Here is an 18495-nt window from a genome sequence, read left to right as displayed (position 1 = left end):
GAACGATCCTAAGCCGCAAGTCCGATGAAACCGGTTTTCCCATGGTGCGCATCCTCCCGCGCTCCAGGGAATCAGAATACGCTTCCAAACGAAACTATGCGATTCAGACTTCTTACCGGACGCTCTAGGACAACCCGGCCCGCGGTCGCGCAGGCGCGCCGCTCTCCGCCCGGGGACGCCGCGGTTTGAAACGAGCTGGGCCGATCAGTCCTTCGTTGCTTAGATCTGCAGTCGGATGAGCTGGTGGTTGGCGAGCGCTCGTTCCGCGTGAGCTGGTTCGTCACAGGAACCGCCGGCCCGCGAAGTAGCCGCAGATGGCGACGATGCAGGTGGCGAGGGTGTACCAGGTGGCGACGAAGAGCGGGCTGTCGTCCGGGCAGTGGGTTGCGTAGAAGGCGGCCGCGATGGCGCTCGACGCGACGCCAGCCGCAGCGCCTGCGAGGCCCGGATGCGCTGGCATGCCTTGGCGCAGCGCGACGATGAAACAGACGAGCGGGCCGATCGCGATCAACGGAATGAACATCAGGCAGTAGCGTGCATTCGTTCCGATGAGGCTCGCGGCCCATTCCGACGACGGCACCATGGCAAGTTCGATGCCGACACCGACCACGAGGACCGCACCGACGCCGCCAAGCAGCCATGGCCAGGGCCCCAGTGGTGCGGCCGGTCGCCCGATACGGTCGAGAAGCCCGATCATCGCGATGGCGAGCGGCACCGTGACGATGAACTTGAATAGCACCCGGGCCGTCCGGATGACCTGTTCCAGATCCGGGCGAGGGTTCATCAGGACAATGAAGACAACGGCCGCCATTACAACGCCGATGGCCACCGCTTTCAACAGCACCGTGCCGAAACGGTGCCATGCGCCAGCGTCCTTCGCTAGCATCTCGATCAGGCGGTCGGTTCCGGAGGTCGGGCCGCGGGAGCTGTCGTCGTCGGACATCATCGTGTTCCTCCACGGTAGATTGCGGCCAGGCTCCGAAGCGCCCGATGCAACGCGACACGCACCGCGTTCTCGGTCATTGAGAGCCGCGCGGCGGTATCGCGAACGCTGAAGCCTTCCAACGAGATGGAGCGGACGATGTCCTGCTGAACCGGCTTCAGATTCTCCATCATCCGGCTGATGTCCTGTCCATCAGTCGGTGTGCCCGATTGTTCGTCCGCGAGCACCTCGACGACGTCGTCGATCGGCACGGTCACCCGGTGCCCGCGCCGGCGAAGTGCATCGATGATCTTGTTGCGCAGGATCACCGACAACCACGGCCCGATCTGCCGACGCGGGTCCCATGTGCCGCGCTTCAGATGGATGGCCAGAAGCGCTTCCTGCACGACATCCTCGTGGTCTTGGTTGTCCGAACCGAATGCAGCCAGTCGTCTCCTGGCCAGCATCCGCAGATGCGGGGTTACGGCCTCGAGGAAGAGACGATAGGCGACTTCGTCGCCTTCCAGCGCGGCGGCCATCCAGACCGACCATTGCTGCTCACGTGGATGGGTCATCGAAAAGCCAAACCTGCCGCAGGACGTTTGCGGGTGGCGACGCGTTCGCGGCCGCGGACAGCATTTACCGGCACTCGTCGACCCCTTCCGGCTGCGTCATCACTGAACGCCTCTCTGTCGTATTCAAAGTCCATCTCGCCTGGCGTCCCGGTCATCTGTGCGACGATCATGAGCCACTCTCCGAGCACGCAAGTCAGTGATCAAATTCCCGCGTACCAGTCGTATCCGATCGCATCCTCCCAGTAGCCGCCGCGGCCCGCACCCAGGCTGTCGAGACTTGCGACGGCCTCGATCCGCATCACGAACTTCGCCTGCTTGTAGCCGAGCTGCCGCTCGACCCTGAGGCGCAGGGGAGCGCCATGTCCAATCGGCAGAGGCGCATCGTTCATCCCGTAGGCAAGGATCGTCTGGGGATGATGCGCAGCGTCAAGATCGATGCTCTCGTAGTATTTCGAGCCGCTGAAATCGTCGGCGCAGTGGAAGACCACGTACCGCGCATCCTGTTTGAGGCCCGTTTGGTCGAGAAGTCTTGCGAGCGGCACTCCGGTCCATTTACCGATGGCGCTCCAGCCTTCGACGCAGTCGTGACGGGTGATCTGAGTGCGAGACGGCATCGCCATGATTTCGGCAAGCGTGAACTGCATCGGCCGTTCGACGAGCCCGTCCACCGCAAGCGAAAAGCCGGCGAAGTTTCGCTGCGCCAGCGCCTGATAGGCGGAATCGGCAGGCATGGTGTTGCCGTTCGTACGAAACACCGGCGACATCTCGGCTTCCTCGAACTCCGGCGCCAGCGCCTCGCCACCGAGAAGGCGCTGCACATGCCTTGCGAGATCTTCGGACGAACCGAGCGCGTCGTTCACCCCCTGCGACTGCGCGAGGCCGAAGACGTCGCAGCCCGAGAGAACGAGTGGGGCGGCACCGACGAGTCCGGCAGTGAGGAAAGTGCGGCGGGTGGGAGAGAAAACCATCGGATCACTCTTTGGGAAGACGGTAACGGCCGGTGATCATCGAACGGATCTCGTTGATCGGACCGGCAAGCACGACCATCGCCACGTGAACCAGGATGAACAGCACGAGAAGCGTCGCGGCGATGAAGTGGATGGAGCGTGCCGATTGGCGGCCGCCGAAGATATCCAGGAGGAATGGCCAGGCGGCGTTCATGGTCGGTGACATGGTAAGCCCTGTCAGCACGACGGCGGGTAGAAGCACGAGCAGGACGCCGCAATACGAAAGCTTCTGCAGAACGTTGTAGTGGCGCGCTGCTTCCCCCTTCGGAAAACGCAGGCGGGCATGTTGAGCGACATCATGCAAGATATGGGCCGGCGCAATCTCCTTGCGCGTCGGCAGAAGATCCCGAGTCAGATGTCGGCTGACGACGCTCCAGAGCGCGTAGAGCAAAATGCCGAATGCGAAGATCCACGCGAAGAACAAATGCCAATGGCGCGCCACCGCGAGATTATAGCTCGACGGGATCGTCGCCCAATAGGGAAAGGCCCGGTTGACCGTGTTGCCCGACGCGCTCGTCCAGCGCCCGAGCACGCCTGTCGTATCGACGGTCGTGTCGCCGACGCGCAGATAGCCGCGATTGTCCGCCGATCCGATCTGCAGCCAGGCGTGATCGTTGTTCGCGCCGTACTGTCCCCAATAGAGGCGGGGATGGGCGTTGAAGATGGTCAGCCCGCTCATCAGCATGATGAAGAGCGTGACGACATTCGTCCAATGCCAGACCCGCGTGGCGAGCCGATGCCGATAGACGACAGTCGGGCCGCCAGACTTCGCATCATCCTGAAGGTTTGCATCGACGCCGAAGCCGGTGTCAGTCATGTCCGCGATCCTCAAAAGGAGAAAGCGTCCGGGCGAAACCGCCCGGACGCTTCGGCCTTGCCGTTACTTCTTCGGCTTCATCTCATCCGGTGCCATCGCATCATCGGGAGCCATCGCGTCGTCCGACTGCATGGCTCCGTCGGGCGCCATCGCATCGTCGGGGGCCATCGCGTCGTCCGGCTTCATGGTGTCTTCGGCCTTCATCGCGTCAGACGTCGTCGTGTCGGGGGTCATCGCGTCCGGCGCCATCGCATCCGGCTGCATGGCGTCGTCACTATGCGGCTGCATCGCATCCTGTGCGAAGGCCGATGGCGCGAAGGCCGCACTTGCGGCTATCAGCGCAGCGCCGAGCGGCAGCACGAGGCGGCGGGAGGTTCTGGTCATGTCACTACTCCTGAAAGAGGAAGCCCCGTTTCCTCAGGACGCTTCCGGTTACGCCGGCCTGCGGGCGCGGCATCTGAGCGGCACAGCTCCTCGGCGTCGGGCTCGGTATGTCCCGCTGCGAGAGGCTTTCCAATCTGCGTGGTGGTGAGTTCAGTCGGTCGCAGCCGAAAGGATTGGGCCGCCGGGTTTCTGGATGATCACCGCCGTTTTGACCCCGGCTTCGGAAGCGGGCGCCGAGAACGACATCCCGACGCCGAGCCACCGCCCGACATGCTTGATGTCGGTGACGACATTCGGAACGGGGAGGGTGGTGCCGGCATTCTCGCCGCGCGCGATATCGACGCTCTGGACCCCGGGCCTGTAGCGCACGACCCAGACGTCGGCGCCGGACGAAGGCGCGATGCCAGTCCCGATCTTCACGACATTGCCTGTGATGTCGATCGCGACTTCGGCGGGCGGCTTTGCCCCTGCTACCATGGCCCGCAAGGCCTCGGCCTTGTTGCCGACGGTGTCGTGACGTCCGTTGACGACGACCTGCGGCGTGAAGGGCCCGTCACGCCCGAGGCTCGGTTCGTAGTCCCGCTGGCGGGTCGTGAAAGCCTCGGCGCCGAACGTATCCTTCCAGCCGAGCTGGTCCCAGTAGGTGACGCTGAAGCTCAGCGGCAGAAGATCCGGCCTTTTCTCGAGGTTCATCACGTTGCGATTGGCCGGCGGCACCGAACTGCAGCCCTGGCTGGTGAAGAGTTCCACCACCGTGACGGGCCTGCTGGCGGCGTGTGCCGGCAATAACAGCGCGCCTGTTGTCAACAAGGCGGCGAGGGCGACGCCGTACCGCCTTGCATGATCACTGCGACCCATTCCTACGCATCTGGTCATCAGAGTTCTCCCAGAAGATCGCCCACTCACCTGTGGTGGTGGCTTCGACTGAGAATGACTACGTCAGGCGAGACCGGACCATTACAACGCGATTTGAGAATTCTTTCCGGCTCGCACAGCCGCGACAAGCCCGGCCAACTTGGGGCATCCCGACCCGTCCTGAAACATCGCGATCGCCGCGCTTCAGGGAGCCAGGCGCCGTTCCAGGACGACCAACGCGAGGTCGCTGCGCAAAGGGCGCCCGACGGAAGGATCGTCATAGGGGAAGGGGACGGTCTCGCCGGTCGGGCGAAAGCCGCGGGCCTCGTACCAGGCGATCAGGTCCCGGCGCTGCCTGATCACGGTTATCCGAAGATTAGGAATGCCGGATTTGATCGCCTGTCGTGCGACTTCCTCAAGGAGTGCGCCGCCCACTCCCTTGCCTTGCTGGTCGGGATCCACCGCAAGCAAAGACAGATACCAGCCCCGGTCCTCATCCAGGGCGATATGGATGCAGGCCACCGGATTGGTGCCCGAGGGTGGCCGTGCGACCGTCATTCGGCCTTTGCCGAGCGCCGTCAGGATCGACTGCTCCTCGACCCTCGGGCCTTCCAGCAGCCCCTTTCGTCCGTCCAGCCTGCCACAGCCCCGGGCGATCGATAAGCCGAATTGATGAGGGCAACGAGCCCGGGAACGTCGGACTCGATGGCTTCGTTGAAAATCACAAACGATCTCCTTGACCGGGGTAAGTACACTTGCACGCGGCTCATACGCGCCAGGGACCGGTCCCGTTACATTCACGCCTCCGGAGAGCGTCGTGGGTGCGGTCAGCCGACAGGGCCGAATGTCTCGGAATGGATATGATCACCCGGCACTCCTGCCGTCTCCAGACCCTCGCGGAGCTCGGCAATGAAGCGCGTGGGCCCGCAGATCATGTAGTGGGCCTCAGGGCCGGCGTTGAGTTCGAGGAGGTCTGCCGCGGTCACGCGGCCCTCCACGTCGTAAGTCACGCCTGTCCGATCGTGGTCTGTAGGCTTCGAATAGAAGACTTTGCGGCGGGCATTGGAATACCGGCGAATGGCCGCGTCCACTTCCGGGCGGAAGGCGTGGACAGTCCCGTCGCGGGCGCCGTGCACGTACCAGACCGACCGCTGCGGTGTTTGCGCTAAACTCTGATGCAGCATCGGCAGCACCGCCGTCGCCCCGACCCCGGCACTGACGAGCACGAGAGGCGCCTCGCCATCCGGGAGAAGGAATTCGCCTGCCGGTGGCTGCGCTTCGATCCTGTCTCCCACCTCGACATGATCGTGAAGAAAGCGCGAGGCGAGACCGTCATTCTCGCGTTTGACGCTGATACGCCAGCTCTCGTCGGATGGCGAACCGGACAGCGAATAGGTTCTCTTGATCGCCTCCGACACTCCCGGAATGTCGAGCGTGATCGGCAGATATTGGCCGGCTTCGAATGGCGGCAGCGCCGTTCTGTCGGCACTCGCAAAAAGGAATGACGTGATCGTCTCGCTCTCGGTGATCCTGTCGATGATCTCCAGGTCCAGGCGCTCGACGCTGTCGGTGCTCCAGCGCAGCGACAGGGCACCGGGCCGGTCGACAACCGTCTCGACCCTCACCGTGATCATGCGCTGGGCGTCAGGGTCATGGCTCGCGACCGGATGCCAGTCGATCTCCGCCCGCCCTGCGATGTGAAGCATCCCGCCGGCCTCAAAGTCGACGAAGAGCAGGCCGACGCGGGGATCGGCGACGATATTCCCGATCGTGTTGAAGAACCTGTTGCCGGCATAGTCCGGGATGAGAAGGGTCCGCTCGTTGGCGACGCGCACGAAGCCCGGACGTCCGCCGCGATGCGAGGCATCGAAGCCGTCCGATGCTTTTCCGCCGTCTGCTGCATGGCTGGACCCGATGAAGAAAGTGTCGGCCTGGCTGATCCGCGTCATCTGGTCCGCGTCCAACCAATCGGCGGTGTGGGGGGACACGGCGGCAGTCGACGGGACACGGGACCACCCACGTTCGTTGATGTATTGCGGGCAGTTCCCAAAACTCTGCCGGACCGCGATCTGAAGTCCATCGCCGTTCCCGCTGACCGTGCCGTTCAGCCGGTTGCGGCGGCGCGTCGACAGTTCGATCCCGAGCAGGCCGATCGCAGATCCGGGGCCGAGCACAGGCTTGAGCGGATCGCCAGCGCCGGGGCGTGCCGCAATCGACAGACGCCCTGCATCGGGCGATGAGACGAAGCCCGGCTCCCCCTCGAGGATCGTCACCCATGGCTGGCCGGCCTCGTCACCGCCTGCAACGACGACGAACGGAAGCGCGGCGAAGAAAACGCGATGCTGGTCCGGCATTTGATTGCGGATGAATCGCCCACCGGCGGCGGCATCGGCCTCCACGCCGGCGCGCCGCTGCGCTTCGATTTCGCCTGGATGAAAAGGTGAGGAGAGGTCGGTCATGGCCTATCTCCGATTCCTTCTGTGTTGCGGTTCGCCAAGGGTTCGCCGAGGAAGAGGCATGTCCCTGGGTCAGGCCAGGGCCGGCGACCGGGCCATGCCGACGAAGTTCGGCAGCGCCTCGACGCGGGCGAGCCATGCGCGGATATTGGGGTAGGGGGTGAGTCCGACGCCGCCCTCGGGGGCGTGAGCGACGTAACTGTAGCCGGCGATGTCGGCGAGTGTGGTCCGCTCGGCGGCGAGCCAGTCGCGGCCGTCAAGATGTGCGTCCATGACCTTGAACAAGGCGTGGGACTTCGCTTTGGCAGCCTCGTGGTCCAGCCTGGCGCCGAAGACGGTCACGAGCCGGGCCGCGCAGGGGCCGGAGGCGATCTCGCCGGCGGCGATCGAGAGCCAGCGTTGCACCTCGCCCGCCTCGACCGGCGTCGCACCGCGCCATTTGCCGGCATCGGAATAGCGCTCTGCCAGATAGGTGATGATGGCGTTCGAGTCAGACAAAACGACCCCATCGTCCTCGATCGCCGGCACCTGTCCGAGCGGGCTGAGCTTCAGATAGTCCGGTGCCTTATGAGCACCGTTCGCCATGTCGAGTTCGATCGTCTCATATGGGATCTCGAGCAGTGAGAGCATCAGCTGGACGCGGTGGCAGTGTCCGGACTTCGCGCTCCGATAAAGCTTCACCGGCCGCTGGTCGTTGAGGTTCGTCTTCGACATGATTGTTTCCTTCGCAATAACCCGACCCTGCTCACTCACCACGGGACGTGCCGGGTTCGGTTTCAGGTTCAACCTAACTACACTTGCTCGCGAGCATAATAAGCGCTAGGCGAAGAGGACTATTTCAAAATCCGCAATTATCGGGCCCGTATGGATCGCCTGCAATCGCTGAAAGTCTTCGTGGCAGTGGCCGAAGCCGAGAGCTTTGCCGCCGGAGCCAGAGCGGTCGGATTGAGCGCGCCCTCCGCGACGCGAGGCGTCAACGACCTCGAAGCTGCGCTTGGAGCCCGGCTCTTCACCAGGACGACGCGGAGGGTCCGACTGACAGACGCTGGCCTCGCCTATCTCGACGAGGTGCGGGAGATCCTCGCACAGCTTCAGGCCGCCGACGATCTGGTGGCGGGTGCGGCGCGTACGCCCGTCGGCAGACTGCGCCTCACATGTCCGCAGGAATTCGGCCGCATCCACATTGCACCGATCCTGACCGAGTTTCTCGACCGCTTTCCCGGCGTAAAGGCCGAGGTCCTGATGGTCGACCGGATCGTCAATCTGGTCGAGGAAGGCTACGACATCGCGGTGCGGATCGGCCACCTTCCGCCTTCCAACCTGACGGCGCTGAAGGTCGGTGAGGTTCGTCGCGTCGTTTGCGGAGCGCCTGACTACCTCAAAGCACGGGGCCGGCCCGATGTGCCCACTGATCTTGCAAGCCACCGCCTGATCGCGATCTCCGGCGCAGGACCTGCCTTGGCCTGGCGCTTCGGCCGGGACTCCATGACCACGGTCGCGATCGATCCGCAATTGACGATGACCAGCGTCGCCGCGTCCATAGAGGTCGCACGACAAGGGTGGGGGCTCTGCCGCGCCCTGTCATATCAAGTCGCCGAGGATCTCGACACCGGACGGCTTGAGATTGTGCTGGAAGACCATGAGCCGGCCCCCTTGCCGATACACCTCGTCCATCACGAAGGACGGCGAGCCGCGGCGAAGATCCGCTCCTTCATTGATTTCGCTAGCGAAAAGCTACGGCAGATTTCCGTCCTCCAACCGTAACCGCCTAGCGTTGGCGCTAGCTAGTTCGCGTCAGCATCCAAGGATGTGGTTCCGAGGATGCCGTTAACTGATTTCTTCCGGTCCAAGGTGGCGATGGTGTCCGGCAATGATGGACGGACAGCGAAACGGCACGTTCGCGAAACCTGTTTGAAGAAACTGTAGTTCGCCGAGCTGGCTGGCACCCTACCGCCACCCGCTCGCCGACGCGACGCCGAAGCGCATCGCAGGCGGAAGCTGGAAGATGAAGTAGGGATTGAGCATCGGCACGGCGCTCACCTTGTCGAGACGCCGTTCCTGGTCCTCCGTCAAGCTGATGTCGAGCGAGGCGACGTTCTTGGCGATCTGCTCGGCGCGGCTCGCCCCGATCAGCACGGACGACACACCCTTGCGCGTGACGGCCCAGGCCAGGGCGACCTCGGCCATCGAGCGATCGATCTCGCCGGCGACATCGCGAAGCGTATCCACCACGTCGAAATTGCGCTCGGTGAACAGCATGCCGCCGAAGGGGTTGTCGCCCTTCAGTCGCTCGGTGTTCCCGCTCGCCTCGCTCGACGCTGCCTTGTCCGGAAGCCCTCCGGGTCGAGCGGCCTCGCTTAGCATCTCGCGTCCGTATTTGCCCGTCAGCAGGCCGCCGCCGAGCGGGCTCCAGGGAACCATGCCGAGGTCGAACTCGTGACCGGCGGGCAGGATGTCGAGTTCGACCCCGCGATCAAGCAGTGAGTACTGATATTGAAGTCCGATCGGGACGGGCAGGCCGTGGACCTTGGCCAGGGTCGCGATCTTGGCGACGTACCAGCTCGGCGCGTTGGAGAAGCCGTAGTGCAGGATCTTGCCGGCTCTGACGGCATCGGTCAGCGTGCCGAGAACCTCTTCCGCGGGCGTGACGCGATCCCAGACGTGAAGCCAGTACATGTCGATATAGTCGGTGCCGAGGCGGCGGAGCGACCCTTCGAGGCCGGCGCGAATGGCTTTCGCGCCATTGCCGCCGCTGTGCGGATTGCCGTCCTGGCTGCGCGCAAATCCGGCTTTGGTCGCAATCACGAGGCGATCGCGGGCCTTTTTCTCGCGGACGAAGGCCCCGACCATTTCCTCGCTTTGCCCGCCGGAATAGACGTCGGCGGTGTCGATGAAATTTCCTCCGGCATCGACATAGGCGTCGAACACGGCGCGGGATTGTTCTCGTCCCGACCCCCAGCGTTCGGCGCCGAATGTCATCGTGCCGAGTGCCAGCGGGCTGACGAGAAGGCCCGAGCGGCCAAGTGTGCGGTAGTCTGTCAAAGTCATCGATCGTCTCCATAGGGATGGGTTCGATCCGACAGATAAAGCGGGTCATCCATGATGATTAGCGGTTGCGGCCTGCATGAGCTTGTGAGCACCATGCATGAATGCAGCGGTCCGAACTCAACGATCTGCTCGCCTTCGAGGCGATAGCCCGCGAGCGCAGCTTCACGCGCGCGGCAGCCAGGCTCGGCATGTCGGCGTCGGCTCTCAGTCACGCCATGCGCGGGCTCGAAGCGCGGTTGGGCGTGCGCCTTCTCGCTCGCACCACGCGCAGCGTTTCGCCGACGGAAGCGGGCGAGAGACTGCTGCGCTCGCTGACGCCCGCGCTGACCGAGATCGAGAACGGCCTGTCGAGCCTGGCCGATTGGCGCGAGACGCCGTCCGGCACGGTGCGGCTGACCACCTTCTCCTACGCAGCCGAAACCATCCTCCAGCCGAAGCTTCCGGCCTTCCTGCTCGCGAACCCGGACGTCAATGTCGAAATCGACGTCGATGACGGGCTGGTCGATATCGTCGAGGGCGGCTTCGATGCCGGTATTCGCTTCGGCGAAACGGTCGAGAAGGACATGATCGCGGTCAAGGTCGGCCCGGATCTTCGAACGGTCGTCGTCGGCACGCCGGACTATTTCGAACGCCATCCGAGGCCGGAAACCCCCAGCGACCTTCGCCGACATGTTTGCGTCAACTATCGCCTGCGCACGAGCGGCGGGCTTCTGCCCTGGGAGTTCGAATTCGGCGGCCGCGACATCAACGTTCGGCCCGGCGGCCAACTGATCACGAACGACGGACCGCTCGTGGCGGCAGCCGTGCGCTCTGGTGCCGGGCTCGGCTACATGATGCAGCATGAGGTCGCGGACGATGTCGCCGCAGGACGCCTCGTGCAGGTCCTCGCCGATTACTGTCCTGTCTTTCCGGGATGCCGGCTCTATCATCCAAGCCGGCGACAGACGCCGCCGGCGTTACGGGCCCTGATCGATGCCTTGCGAGACCACGGAGCATGAATGCCTCTGGAGGGGAGCCGCGGCCTCCGAGTTTGGGATCGCTTGCCTTGATACTCTGTCGCAAGCCTCGCAGGTCGACCACCATTCGCCGATCGAACAGCGCGATGAATTCGACGAGGCAAGGCGGCAGTGCATGCCAGCTCCTGAAAGCCTCATCGAGCCGGCTGAACGACTTTGATGGGTCACCGCGGGACGGCAGCTTCTCCGCTCTATCGTCTCAAAGCTTCAGGTTGCTGCCTGTCGGCTTCTGGAACGAGTTAGCGATAAGCTGCCCTCCGAAATCCCAGCAGCTTTCCCGCAAACGATGGTTCTACGGGAAACGCCGTCCGCAGCCTTCAGTCGAGTCGGTAACTACCCCTCGGCGGCCAACGTCGTCAGCCGTTCACGCAGCCAGCGTTGTGCCGTGTGATCGGTGGTCCGATCGTGCCAGACACCCGCGATGGCGAAGCCGGGGATGGTGAGTGGCGGTTCCACCACCTGCACCTGATCCGACCAGCCATCGGCGATCCGCCGTGGAATCAAAGCGATCATGTCGGACCGCGACACGACCTCCGGCACGATCAGAAAGCCCGACGTGGATAGGGCTACGGTGCGGCGGCGTCCGATGGCCTCTAGTGCCGCATCGGTAGGCCCCGAGAACCCACCGCCCTGGAGCGACACGACGACGTGCTCCAAAGCGCAGAATGCGTCCAGGCTGAGACGGCCCGGCACGGCCGGGTGTCCCTGCCGGGCGATCACCACGTAATCCTCACGAAAGAGCAGGCACTGGCGCATGGCCGCAGGTGCATGGTTCGGCAGTGCCAAGGCAAGGTCGACTTCGCCGCGCTCCAACTGCGTGGCAAGCGCCAGCAAGTCCAGGGCACGCCAGGCGATGCGGACCCTGGGTGCCTCGGTCCTGAGCGCGACGGAGAAGCGGCTGAGCAGCGCATACTGCACGTAGTCGGTCGCGGCGATGACCATGGTAGCCCCCATGGTCGCCGGGTCGGACGGCATTCCCTTTGCTACAACCTGGCGAACACCCTCAAGCGCTTCATGCAACGGTTGCCGAAGCTCGACGGCGCGCTGGGTCAGGACCATCCCGCGCTGTGCCGGGATGAGGAGGGGATCGCCGAGGGCGTCGCGAAGCCGCGCCAGCCGGGCCGACAAGGCAGGCTGGCTGAGGTTCAGGCGCCGGGCGGCACGCGTAACGTTTCCTTCCGCCAGTAGGGCTTCGAGCGTGACGAGCAGGCCGAGATCGAGGTTTTTGGTATCCATCCGGTCGATAACGCCACGTAAAACTTTCGATTTCATATCCAAAGTTGCCGCGCCCTATAGGGGAGGAGCGGGCTGATCCCGCGACGCTTCAATCGACGGCGCGGATACCAGCTAGCTGATGAAAGCCATCCAGATTCATACGCAACTAGGGCTAGATGGCCCGACGCTGATGACATCCCCGACCCGGTGAACCCGGACCGGACCGACCGCTGCTTTCCGCTGTCCTGGATCGCGGACGCCTTCTGGGTCGAGGGGACCGGAAGCCATTTCGGCAGGGTCGTCGTCGAATACTGACAAACCCCAACCATCAGGAACATATCACCATGAAGGTTCTCATTGTTTACGCGCACCCCGAACCTACTTCGCTGACACGGCAGTTGGTCGACGTGACCGCTGAGACGTTGTCGGCGGCGGGGCACACCGTGGCCCATTCGGACCTCTATGGCATGAAGTGGAAGGCAGTGTACGACGCCGGTGACTTTCCCGTGCGAGACAATCCCGAACGGCTGTCGTTCATCATGGAGTCAGGCCATGCTTACGCAAGCGGGCATCAGACGCCCGACGTGATCGCCGAGCAGCAGAAGCTGCTCGCAGCCGATGCTGTGATCCTGCAATTCCCGCTTTGGTGGTACGGCGTGCCTGCGATCCTGAAGGGCTGGATCGAGCGGGTCTATGCCTTCGGTTTCGCCTACGGCTATCAGAATGGCTCCAACCAGTTCCGCTTTGGCGAGGGCATCCTCAAGGGCAAGCGAGCGCTGGTCAACGTGCAGGCAGGCGGCCCAGCGGCCGACTATGGCCCGCGGGGTATCAACGGGCCGCTTGATCAATTGCTGTTCCCGCTAACCCATGGCGCGCTGTTCTACCCCGGCATGGACGTGCTCCCGACGCACGCGGTCTATGGCGCGGGTCACGTTTCCACGGCGGAGGAAGTGGAGGCGATCAAGGCAGCATGGCGTGTACGTCTCGCCGGGCTATTTACCGACAAGCCGATCCCCTTCCGGTCGCAAAATGGCGGTGACTTCCCCGATCGCCACACCATGGCCGACCATGTTGCGCCGGGCCAAACCGGCCTCGTCGCGCACGTTGCCGATCTGGTCGGCGCATAAGGAGCAACACCGATGTCGCCTGGTTGGTCAACTCGGATCGCCGGGGCCTTCGGAGCTTGAGGAGATGGAAATGGATGTCGCATTTATCGGGCTCGGGCAGATGGGCTCGGGCATGGCCGACAATCTCGTGGCGGCCGGTCACCAGGTCACCGTCTGGAATCGGGACCGGGCCAAGGCCGAGCCGTTCGCCGCTCGGGGTGCGACGATCGCCGCCGACCTCGCCGCGGCCGCCCGGGCTGGCACCGTCATGACGATGTTGGCCGGCGACGCGGCCGTCGAGGCGGTCGTGTTCGGGGAGGGCGGACTGCTCGCGGCAGGTCCCGACCTGCTCCATATCTCGTGCAGCACGGTCAGCGTGGACCTCACCGAAAGACTGGCGGTGGCGCACGCCGCGGCGGGACAGCGTTTCGTGTCGGCTCAGGTGCTGGGCCGCCCGGACGTGGCGGCGGCCGGCAAGCTGTCGGTGATCGCGGCGGGCGCGGCGGAGGATCTGGATATCGCACAGCCCTTGTTCGACGCGATCGGGGCGGGGACGCAACGGGTCGGCGACCGGCCGGTGATGGCCGCGGCGGTGAAGATCGCCCTCAACGCCGGCATCCCGGCTATCATGCAGATGCTGACGGAACAGTTCCGCATCGTCGCCGCCCACGGCATCGCCGCGGATCGGATGGCGGCGCTGCTACTCAACGTGAACTACGGCAATCGCCTGATCGGGAGCTACGGCCCGATCATCGCGGGAAAGCGGTTCGAGCCGGCGGGGTTCCCGATGCGGCTGGGCCGCAAGGACGTGGGATTGGCGCTTGCAGCGGCAGGCGACGCCGATCTGCCGCTGACTGAGCTGATCGCCTCGCGTATGGACGCGATCATCGCGGCCGATGGTGGTGAACAGGACTGGTCGGCGATTGGCCAATGATCTGACGTGTCGCAGGGTCTCCGGCATCACGCGAACGTTCGGTTGAGAGGCATCGGCAGGTGGCACGCCTGGCGCGACGGCGCGGGCTTTCATTATCTGGGATGGCCGGTTTGTCGCGAACTTTCTCATGCTGTTGATCATGGGGATCGGAGTTCGGTTCATCGCCCGCGTCACCGACGTGCCGAACTGGGCGCTCTACTCGGCCATCCAGGTCTTCTGCGTCACCGTGACGTTGCCCCCTCGGCTTAATCCAGTTTGAAGTTCGTTCTGGCCTACCGAGAGGACCAGGACATGAAGCGCAGTCGTGTTTCCGAGGAGCAGATCATCGGCATCTTGAGGGAGCAGGAGGCCGGGGTGCCGGTCGCCGAGCTCTGCCGCAAGCACGGCGTCAGCGATGCCAGCATCTACAAATGGAAGGCCAGATTTGGTGGGATGGACGTCAGCGAGGCTCGCCGGCTTCGCTCGCTGGAGGACGAGAACGCCAAGCTGAAGCGGATGCTGGCCGATGCGATGCTCGACAGTGAGGCGGACCAGCAAACGATCCAGTGAATCGTTTGCCCGCCGAACGCCTTGAGGATCTGTTGGGAAAGAAGTGGTGACGCCCGCTGCCAGGCGGAAAGCCCGCTCAACGGACCAGTGTCGCCGGCTACGCCAGCTATGGCGCAGAGGCCAACCTTACACTAAGATTTACCCCGGACCACCCAGTTGGGGCAGGCCAATGAGTCTTTGACTCTAAAGCGTCCTCACCGAGCTCCGTCCAGTATTTGACGACAACTACGGCCGGTGAGTGTGCCAGTTGGTCTGCGTCTGGAACGCATGGGCCATCCTTGAAAGCTGTCCCTCCGAGAGCACCGGTCCGGCAAGCTGCATGGACAGAGGCAGGCCATCGCTGTCGAATCCGCTCGGCAGGGTGATCGTCGGCGTGCCGGAGAAGTCGAAAGGCGCCGTGAAGCGCAAGAGACGTAAGAGGACGTTCGGATCGTCGCCGAAGGAGGCGAGGTCGGCAACGCTTGGCAGGCGCATGGGCATGGTCGGGATGAGGAGCGCGTCGATCTCCTCGAACATCGCGGCAAGCGCGCCGTTGAACTTCAGCCGCTCGTGCAGGATGTCGGTGAGATCGAGCCCGCCGAGCGCGCGGCCCTCTTCGATCAGCCCGGCGAGTTCGGGGCCGTAGTCGTCCTTCTTCGCTGGATAGGTCTCTCGGTGGGCGATCGCCGTCTCGACGGCGCACATCGCGATCCATTGGCTGACGAGCCGTTCATGGGACGGAAAGCGCACGTCCCGGATCCGCGCGCCGAGCGAGCGGAAGACCGCCTCGGCCGCCGACAGCGCGGCGGCGGCTTCCGGATCGACCCCATCGAAGCGTAGGAGCGGTCGATGCCGATCGTCATGCCTCTGATCGACGTGCCGAGTTCGGCGAGATAGTCCGGGACCTCGGCGCGAAGGCTCGTTGGATCTTTGTCGTCGGCGCCGGCCACGACACCGAGGATCGCCGCCGCATCACCCGCCGACCTTGCCATCGGGCCGACATGGTCGAGGGAATCGGCAAGCGCGAAGACACCGTGGCGCGAGACGCGGCCCCAGGTCGGCTTGATGCCGGTCAGGGCGCTGGCCGCCGACGGGAATCGGATGGACCCGCCAGTGTCGGAGCCGAGCGAGCCGTAGCAAAGACCCGCCGCAGGCGCGACGCCCGATCCGCTCGACGAAGAGCCGGCCCAGTGGTCGGGCGACCAGGGATTGAGCGGTGGATCTATGTCGGGATGGTGAGTGGTGTAGGCGCCCTCGGTCATCTTCAGTTTGCCGAGCATGATCGCCCCGGCGGCCTCCAGCCTCTCGACCACCGTCGCGTCGTAGTCCGGCACGAAGCCCTTGTAGATACGCGTGCCGGCAGTGGTGGGGGCGAAGGTGGTGTAGCACAGGTCCTTGACCGCGATCGGAACGCCATGGAGCGGCCCGCGCCACATGCTCCTGCCCATTTCGCTTTCGGCAGCCTTCGCCTGGTCCATCGCCCGGTCTGCGAGGACATGAGCATAGCTGCGATGGCGGCCATCAAGGCTTTCGATGCGCTCGAGCATCAAGCGCGTCACCTCGACAGGCGAGACTTCACGGCGGCGGATGGTGTCCGAAAGGTCGAGAAGGCTCATATATTCCAAGGCTTTGCTCCTTGTGCAGAGGATCCGCGACGCGAGGTCTCGTGGTTGGTGTGGCCGTTGCCGGCGAGGCGCGGCAGAGGAGACCGTGCCGGCTCGCGGGGCCGCTCGATCGAAGCGCCGCGGCTGTGCCAAGGTCTCAACCGGTCGTTCAGCCGCTCTTGGCAGAAAGCTCCGTCGCGTTGACGAGCACGACCTCGCCGTCGAGGATCGGCTTGGCGGCCGCGAAGAATTTCGCCACCGCGTCGGAGCTGTTGTGCCGCTCCATGGCCGCTTCATCGGCAAAGCGCTCATAGGTGGTGAACCGACGCAGATCGCCGCTGTCCTGCGAAATGAAGAAGCCGATGGTCTCCGGCTCGTTCGCTTCCACATGCTCCGCGACCGCGAGGAGGGCGTCGCGCATGACGTCCTCCGTGCCGCTCTTCGCCGTGATGACGGCCGTAATGGTGATCATCAGAAGCTCTTCCAGTCGCCTTCGGCCTCGAAGGCGGCGGCCGCCTGATAGATCGTCGCTTCGGCGTAATCCTTTCCGACGAGCATCATGCCGACGGGCAGGCCGTCCGACAGGCCGCAGGGGATCGACATGGCCGGATGGCCGGTCACGTCGAACTGGCAGGTGGCGCCGACCATCTCGAAGGCGCGGGTGATCACCTCTTCGAGCGGCGCGTCCTTCTCCGGAATCTTCGTCGCCACCATGGGCAGCGTCGGCATCAGCAGAAGATCGTATTCGGTGAAGGCGGCGTCATAGGCGGCCTTCATGCGCCGGGCAAGGTTCTGGGCCTTGGCGTAATAGCGTCCGCGATAGTGTGAGAGGCCCCACTGGCCGACCAGCATCGACAGCTTGAGCGACTTCGACAGTTCGTCCGCGCGCGAGTTCCAGGCCGAATGGGCATCGAGCAGGGCGACGTCGTACTGGCCCTTCCAGTTGAACCCCATGCCGTTGCCGATCATCATCTGAACGACGAGACCCTCCAGCGCGATCGGCTGCCACACGGCGGCCGCCACCGGATGCTCGGGGATCGAGACGTCCGACACGCTCGCGCCCATGGCGGAGAAGCGCTCGGCGCCGGCCTTGACCTTATCGATCACGCCCTCCTGCATTCCCGCGATCTCGAAGCCCTCTTTCAGGATGCCGATCTTGAGGCCGCTCGCCCCTTTGTCGAGCGCCTCGGTATAGGCCGAGACCTTCGGCGCGTACTGGCGCGGGTCGAGGCCGTCGGCGCCGGCGAGAACTTCGAGGAGAAGCGCGTTGTTGGCGACATTCGCCGTCATCGGCCCGGTATGGTCGATGGTGGCTTCGATCGGCATCACGCCCGTATAGGGCACGAGACCATGGGTCGCCTTCATGCCGTAGATGCCGCAATAGGCGGCGGGAATGCGGATCGAGCCGCCCTGGTCACCGCCGATCGCCATGTCCACTTCGCCGGCCGCGACCAAGGCGCCGCTGCCGGAAGACGATCCGCCGGCCGAATAGCCGGGCTGGTGGGGGTTGTGCACAGGGCCGGGATCGGAGGTATGGCTGCCGCCCGACAGGCAGAAATGCTCGCAGACGGCCTTGCCCTTGATGGTGGCTCCCGCATCCAGCATGCGGGTCACGATCGTCGCGTCGATCACCGGCACGAAGCCTTCGAGAGTCGCCGCGCCGTTCATCATCGGCACGCCGGCCAGTGCGACGTTGTCCTTGAGCGCCACCGTCTTGCCGGCCAGCTTGCCGTCTGCCGCGCCCTTCACCTCGCTCTTGTAGGCCCAGGCGTTGTAGCGGTTCTCGTCGCCTTCCGGGCGATAGCCGGGTACACGGGGATATTTCACCGGCGCGGTGTAGTCCGGCAGGGAGTCGACGAGATCATAGGCGTCGAAATTTGCCTGCATCAGCGGCAGATATTCGGCGGCCTCCTCGTCGCTGAAGGTCATGCCGAAGTCCTCGGCCATTTCCTTGATGCGGGCAGCGTTCGGGCGGGTGATAGGCATGGCGTTTCTTTTCTCGCGGACGAGTTCGTTTCGGGTTCGTTG

The 18495-nt window shown here is 64.3% G+C and carries 19 protein-coding genes and 3 pseudogenes; 7 read left to right on the top strand and 15 right to left on the bottom strand.

Translation table 11 applies throughout. The annotated features are described in order from the left end of the window. Positions 1-280: 280 nt before the first annotated feature. The 9 genes from GTK09_RS14090 to GTK09_RS14050 all read right to left on the bottom strand — a co-directional run bounded on the left by GTK09_RS14090 (position 281) and on the right by GTK09_RS14050 (position 7730). Entirely contained in the window at positions 281-943 is a 663-nt protein-coding gene (locus GTK09_RS14090) for an NrsF family protein (protein ID WP_163463799.1), read from the bottom strand. Then, the gene (locus tag GTK09_RS14085) at positions 943-1497 is read right to left on the bottom strand and encodes a sigma-70 family RNA polymerase sigma factor (protein ID WP_163463798.1); all 555 of its coding nucleotides are present in this window, start codon (positions 1495-1497) and stop codon (positions 943-945) included. The genes GTK09_RS14090 and GTK09_RS14085 overlap by 1 nt, the downstream gene beginning before the upstream one ends. 200 nt (positions 1498-1697) lie before the next feature. Next, on the bottom strand, positions 1698-2465 hold the full coding sequence (locus tag GTK09_RS14080; protein WP_163463797.1) for a molybdopterin-binding protein: 768 nt from the start codon (positions 2463-2465) through the stop codon (positions 1698-1700). 4 nt (positions 2466-2469) lie between these two features. Next, positions 2470-3321 carry a cytochrome b/b6 domain-containing protein gene (locus GTK09_RS14075; RefSeq protein WP_163463796.1) on the bottom strand — a complete coding sequence of 284 codons (852 nt, stop codon included), beginning with the start codon at positions 3319-3321 and terminating at the stop codon, positions 2470-2472. Between the two features lie 63 nt (positions 3322-3384). Next, complete coding sequence (locus GTK09_RS14070; RefSeq protein ID WP_163463795.1) at positions 3385-3705, bottom strand: pentapeptide MXKDX repeat protein; 321 nt, start codon at positions 3703-3705, stop codon at positions 3385-3387. A gap of 150 nt (positions 3706-3855) precedes the next feature. Further along, positions 3856-4581 (bottom strand): DUF1223 domain-containing protein, encoded by a 726-nt coding sequence (locus tag GTK09_RS14065; protein WP_246217899.1) that lies wholly within the window; start codon positions 4579-4581, stop codon positions 3856-3858. Positions 4582-4764: 183 nt separating this feature from the next. After that, a complete protein-coding gene (locus tag GTK09_RS14060; RefSeq protein ID WP_163463794.1) occupies positions 4765-5118 on the bottom strand; it encodes a GNAT family N-acetyltransferase in 354 nt (117 codons plus the stop codon). 269 nt (positions 5119-5387) lie between these two features. Beyond that, a complete protein-coding gene (locus GTK09_RS14055; RefSeq protein WP_163463793.1) occupies positions 5388-7019 on the bottom strand; it encodes an FAD-binding oxidoreductase in 1632 nt (543 codons plus the stop codon). A gap of 69 nt (positions 7020-7088) precedes the next feature. Further along, positions 7089-7730: a glutathione S-transferase family protein gene (locus tag GTK09_RS14050; RefSeq protein WP_163463792.1), complete on the bottom strand. Its 642-nt coding sequence runs from the start codon at positions 7728-7730 to the stop codon at positions 7089-7091. 150 nt (positions 7731-7880) lie between these two features. On the opposite strand from GTK09_RS14050, the pseudogene GTK09_RS28015 reads away from it, so the two are divergent. Together GTK09_RS28015 and GTK09_RS14045 are read left to right on the top strand one after the other, a co-directional pair. After that, positions 7881-8054: pseudogene (locus tag GTK09_RS28015) on the top strand (helix-turn-helix domain-containing protein); the annotation flags it as partial. 30 nt (positions 8055-8084) lie between these two features. After that, on the top strand, positions 8085-8780 hold the full coding sequence (locus GTK09_RS14045; protein ID WP_312869861.1) for a LysR substrate-binding domain-containing protein: 696 nt from the start codon (positions 8085-8087) through the stop codon (positions 8778-8780). Positions 8781-8963: 183 nt separating this feature from the next. Here GTK09_RS14045 and GTK09_RS14040 read toward each other — a convergent pair whose 3' ends face one another. Beyond that, the gene (locus tag GTK09_RS14040; protein WP_163463790.1) at positions 8964-10064 is read right to left on the bottom strand and encodes an aldo/keto reductase; all 1101 of its coding nucleotides are present in this window, start codon (positions 10062-10064) and stop codon (positions 8964-8966) included. A 101-nt stretch (positions 10065-10165) separates the two neighbouring features. Here GTK09_RS14040 and GTK09_RS14035 point away from each other — a divergent pair, with 101 nt between their 5' ends. Beyond that, a complete protein-coding gene (locus GTK09_RS14035; protein WP_163463789.1) occupies positions 10166-11062 on the top strand; it encodes a LysR family transcriptional regulator in 897 nt (298 codons plus the stop codon). Positions 11063-11413: 351 nt separating this feature from the next. On the opposite strand, the gene GTK09_RS14030 is transcribed toward GTK09_RS14035, so the two are convergent. Then, on the bottom strand, positions 11414-12352 hold the full coding sequence (locus GTK09_RS14030; RefSeq protein WP_246217898.1) for a LysR family transcriptional regulator: 939 nt from the start codon (positions 12350-12352) through the stop codon (positions 11414-11416). Positions 12353-12639: 287 nt separating this feature from the next. Between GTK09_RS14030 and GTK09_RS14025 the strand changes: the two genes are divergently transcribed. The 4 genes and pseudogenes from GTK09_RS14025 to GTK09_RS14015 form a co-directional block, all read left to right on the top strand. After that, the gene (locus tag GTK09_RS14025) at positions 12640-13422 is read left to right on the top strand and encodes an NAD(P)H-dependent oxidoreductase (RefSeq protein ID WP_163463788.1); all 783 of its coding nucleotides are present in this window, start codon (positions 12640-12642) and stop codon (positions 13420-13422) included. A gap of 70 nt (positions 13423-13492) precedes the next feature. Beyond that, entirely contained in the window at positions 13493-14335 is an 843-nt protein-coding gene (locus GTK09_RS14020) for an NAD(P)-dependent oxidoreductase (protein WP_163463787.1), read from the top strand. A 127-nt stretch (positions 14336-14462) separates the two neighbouring features. Continuing rightward, positions 14463-14594, top strand: coding sequence for a hypothetical protein (locus GTK09_RS27800; RefSeq protein ID WP_281353373.1), 132 nt, complete (start codon positions 14463-14465; stop codon positions 14592-14594). Positions 14595-14626: 32 nt separating this feature from the next. Then, positions 14627-14863: pseudogene (locus tag GTK09_RS14015) on the top strand (transposase); the annotation flags it as partial. Positions 14864-15109: 246 nt separating this feature from the next. Here the strand turns inward: GTK09_RS14015 and GTK09_RS28010 are convergent. The 4 genes and pseudogenes from GTK09_RS28010 to GTK09_RS14000 all read right to left on the bottom strand — a co-directional run bounded on the left by GTK09_RS28010 (position 15110) and on the right by GTK09_RS14000 (position 18453). Further along, on the bottom strand, positions 15110-15664 hold the full coding sequence (locus GTK09_RS28010) for an amidase family protein (protein ID WP_312869860.1): 555 nt from the start codon (positions 15662-15664) through the stop codon (positions 15110-15112). A gap of 92 nt (positions 15665-15756) precedes the next feature. After that, a pseudogene (locus GTK09_RS28005) lies at positions 15757-16410 on the bottom strand (amidase); the annotation flags it as partial. Positions 16411-16636: 226 nt separating this feature from the next. Beyond that, entirely contained in the window at positions 16637-16939 is a 303-nt protein-coding gene (locus tag GTK09_RS14005; protein WP_163463786.1) for a putative quinol monooxygenase, read from the bottom strand. Then, positions 16939-18453, bottom strand: coding sequence for an amidase (locus GTK09_RS14000; protein ID WP_163463785.1), 1515 nt, complete (start codon positions 18451-18453; stop codon positions 16939-16941). Before GTK09_RS14000 ends, GTK09_RS14005 begins: the two co-directional genes overlap by 1 nt. Positions 18454-18495: the final 42 nt, after the last annotated feature.

The organism is Jiella pacifica, assembly GCF_010500815.1.
Lineage (GTDB): Bacteria > Pseudomonadota > Alphaproteobacteria > Rhizobiales > Rhizobiaceae > Jiella > Jiella pacifica.
The sequence above is the reverse complement of the archived record's forward strand: the minus strand, read 5'-3'. Positions and strand labels throughout refer to the sequence as shown.